At 70.4% G+C, this 1,697-nt stretch carries 2 protein-coding genes; one reads left to right on the top strand and one right to left on the bottom strand.

Annotation, left to right across the window (positions count from 1 at the left end; translation table 11 throughout):
• Window positions 1–961: ROK family protein (locus ACNPNP_RS06235; protein ID WP_448965179.1), on the top strand; the 961-nt coding region annotated here is incomplete at its 5' end.
• A 24-nt stretch (window positions 962–985) separates the two neighbouring features.
• Here ACNPNP_RS06235 and ACNPNP_RS06230 read toward each other — a convergent pair.
• Window positions 986–1,697, bottom strand: a 712-nt coding sequence (locus tag ACNPNP_RS06230) for a mandelate racemase/muconate lactonizing enzyme family protein (RefSeq protein ID WP_448965178.1), incomplete at its 5' end; no start/stop codon positions are given.

The raw sequence follows: 1,697 nt of genomic DNA, 5'->3' as shown, positions 1-1,697 counted from the left end.
CGGGGCGGCGGGCGACGACGTGATCGCCGTCGCCGTGAATCCGGAGGTCGACGCGATCGAGGTGGGCGCTGTCGCCCTCTCCGGGCGGGTGCGTGAACGGGCTCGGATCGATTGCGACGCAGCGCCGAGCATCGAGGAAGTCGTCCGTGTCGTCGAGGAGGTCGTCGCCGGTTGGAGGGCGGGTCCGCTCGCTGAGAGCCGTTTCGTCGGGATCGGCGTCGCCGTTCCCGGTCTGGTCCGTGTCGAGGACGGCCTCGTACGACTGGCTCCGCACCTGGACTGGCACGACGCCGACCTGCGCTCCCCGCTCTGCGAGCGGCTCGGACTGCCGGCGGCCATCGACAACGACGCCTCGCTCGGCGCGCGGGCGGAGCGCCTGTTCGGGGCGGCTCGTGAGCACAGGAACGTCGTGTACCTCAACGGGGGTGCCAGCGGCATCGGTGGCGGTCTCATCCTGCAGGGAACACTGATCTCCGGCGCGGGGGGATATGCCGGCGAGTGGGGTCAGACGCGCCCGAGCATCCCGGCCGAGGCCGACCGTCGCACCCAGGGCGGGGTCCTCGAGGACGAGGTCAACAGGGCGAGGCTGCTGCAGGTCACCGGCCTCGGATCGGTCGACGACCCGGCCCTGGCCGCAGCGCTCGCGGACGTCGATCGTCCGCAGGTGGCCGAGGAGATCGTGCGTCAGCGACGGATCCTTGCGGCGACCCTCGCCAACGCCGTGAACGTCCTCAACCCGTCCATGATCGTGCTCGGCGGGTTCCTGGGAATGCTGAGCGAGAGCGACCCCGACGGCTTCACCGCCGACGTGCGGGCGAACTCGCTCGCTGCGCCCAGCGAGCAGGTGGAGATCCGCCCCGCGGCCCTGGGCGCCGACCGCCTCCTGATCGGCGCAGCGGAAGCGGCCTTCGCGCCGCTGTTGAACGATCCGGCGCGCACGCTCGAGTCGCTCACGCAGTGACGTCCGCGCTGAGCGCGGCCGCCGTCAACGGAACCGCAGCCCGAGACCGAGTGACGGCCCGCCCGTGATCCAGCCGTTCGAGACCTCGAGGCGTGCGGTCTCGCTCAACGCTCCGAGGGCGGCGAATCCGGCGTCTTCGACATCCTCTATCCAGCTCTGCTCCGGGAGGGCGAACGCCACCTGAGCGGACAGCTCGGGAAGCAGGTGAGGTGCGAGCTCCACCTGTCGCTGTCCGGCGAGTTCGACGATCCGCAAGAACGGCGTGATGCCGCCCACGCGGACGATGTTGGGCTGGACGACGTCGACGGCTCCGGCATCGAGGAAGTCCCGGAAACGGTGGACGGTGTGCACATTCTCACCCAGCGCGATCGGCACGTCGATGCGCCGACGCAGCTCTGCGTGTCCTGCCAGATCATCCGCACGCAGTGGCTCTTCCACCCACCCGATTCGGTGGGCGGACAACGCCTGGATGCGTCGGGTCGCTGTCTCCAGATCCCAACGCTGGTTGGCGTCGACGAGCAGACGGCGATCGGGGCCGATCACGGAGCGCACCGCGGCGACGCGATCGAGATCCTCGGCAGGGTCGGGCCGGCCGACCTTGATCTTCACGGCTTCGTGCCCTGCGCGCACCCAGCGCTCGGCCTGTGCGACGAGCTCATCCAGTGTGTAGTGCAGGTTCACGCCGCTGCCGTAGACGGGAAGCCGGTCGTGGTTCCGGCCGCGCACGGCGGTCACG

This window comes from Microbacterium xerophyticum, assembly GCF_053543555.1.
The sequence above is the reverse complement of the archived record's forward strand: the minus strand, read 5'-3'. Positions and strand labels throughout refer to the sequence as shown.